Origin of the sequence: Sulfuricurvum sp. IAE1, from assembly GCF_004347735.1 — a bacterium.
GTDB lineage: Bacteria > Campylobacterota > Campylobacteria > Campylobacterales > Sulfurimonadaceae > Sulfuricurvum.
The window spans coordinates 1-1729 of the sequence record NZ_SLTI01000026.1 but is presented as its reverse complement, the minus strand read 5'-3'; the positions used below and the strand labels follow the sequence as shown (position 1 = coordinate 1729).

General features: G+C 46.7%; 2 protein-coding genes. One reads left to right on the top strand and one right to left on the bottom strand.

Annotation, left to right across the window (positions count from 1 at the left end; translation table 11 throughout):
• Positions 1–23: 23 nt before the first annotated feature.
• Entirely contained in the window at positions 24–1175 is a 1152-nt protein-coding gene (locus tag E0765_RS04540) for an RNA-guided endonuclease TnpB family protein (protein WP_132812040.1), read from the bottom strand.
• Positions 1176–1255: 80 nt separating this feature from the next.
• Between E0765_RS04540 and tnpA the strand changes: the two genes are divergently transcribed.
• A complete protein-coding gene (gene tnpA / locus E0765_RS04535; RefSeq protein WP_132812039.1) occupies positions 1256–1690 on the top strand; it encodes an IS200/IS605 family transposase in 435 nt (144 codons plus the stop codon).
• Positions 1691–1729: the final 39 nt, after the last annotated feature.

The window sequence follows — 1729 nt, the reverse complement described above, 5'->3', positions numbered from 1 at the left end:
GGTGGATTCTTCCTCCACAGCTCTTAGGCAGCTGTTTGATGGGAAGCATTGGAGCCGTGTATCCCACGGTCTCGTATGTTTTTGGCGGCATTGACATCTGCGTTGTCTTTATGGCCGCAAGCTTTACATACAAACTTCTCTTGTTTCAATCGATTCTCTTTGGAGACATGACCGCATACGTTGCACGTTTGGCTCGTATGCTGAGGATCGACCTTGATGAACCGTCCACCCCGTGCAATTACTTTGTATTCAAGCAGTTCGAAAAACAGCCCCCACGATTGTTGAGTGATCGATCGGTTTAATCCCTGTTTTTGTTTGACGTTCTTGCCGGGCTTCTCTTCGGTTCCCTTGGCCGATTTGGTCATGTTCTTGATTTTCAAATCCTCTACCACTACAATGCCTTGGTTCTCGGCGTATTGCAGTGAGAGTTTATGCAGAAAATCCTTACGCATATTCGCGATACGGAGATTCTGTTTGGCCAAACGTGATTTGGCTTTCGCACGGTTCTTTGAACCTTTGCTCTTGCGTGAAAGCTGCTGCGCTCTGAGGCGAAGTTTTGTAAGTTCACGTACAAGATCAAGAGGTTTGATCTGACCGCCGTTGCTGTCCGCCGCGACCAGTGATACACCTACGTCGATACCGATTGCTTCGGTTGAAGTGCATACCGGAAGGGTATTCACGCCATCATCAAGCAAGATGGCAGCGTGATAGAGATTGGCTTCGCGTGATACCGTGACAGTCTTGATCTTGCCGACGACATCCTCACGAAGACCTTTACATTTGACCCATCCCACTTTGGGAAGGTAGATCTTAGAGTTTTCAATTTTAACCCGCTGTGGGTATTGAATACTCTGGCAGCTGTGATGTTTGGATTTAAACTTTGGATATCCGCCACCTTTGAAAAAATGCTGATATGCTTTATCCATATTGGAGATCGATTGTTGCAGCACTTGGGAATCGGCTTTTTTAAGCCAAGCAGTTTTTTCTCTATCTTTGAGGGTTACGACCCGTTTTTGCAAGTCAAACTTCCCGACTTTAATGCCGAACTTGGTATAGGCAAACTTTCGCAAAGCGAGAGATCGGTTATACACATACCGTGCCGCATCTATCTGATCGGCGATGATGGAACATTGTTCGTTTGATGGATACAAACGGACTTTTACTGCTTTTAACATCGCCTCTCCTTTATATGGTTTGCATATTGATATTATGCCGATTGTAGGTTACATGTCAAGATATTAAAGGTGTGTATCCCATGGAAGTCCGGAAAAGCCGACACGCAACCCATCTTCTCCATGCTCATTTGGTGTTCGTTACGAAGTATCGGTACAAGGTTATCAAAGGGGACCATATCGAACACCTCAGAGAGGTATTCAAAGAGACGATGGAAGAGATGGGAGGAACGCTCGAAGAGTTTGACGGGGAAGACAATCACATTCACCTCCTTATCCTCTATCCTCCGAAGTGGTCGATTGCCGCCATCGTCAACAATCTCAAGGGAAGATCGAGCCGGCTGATTCGACGGGATATGCCTGACATCAAGAAACGGTATTGGGGGAAGTTGGCATTATGGAGTAGGAGTTACTTTGCGGGAAGTGTCGGCGGTGCGCCGCTCTCTATCGTGAAACAATACCTTGAAAAGGTTCTCGTCCCCGAAGGGGATATTCAGCAGCAAGATACTCCTGATTGATCGCTTATATCCACCCCATCGAATGAGGTGGCTTTACGC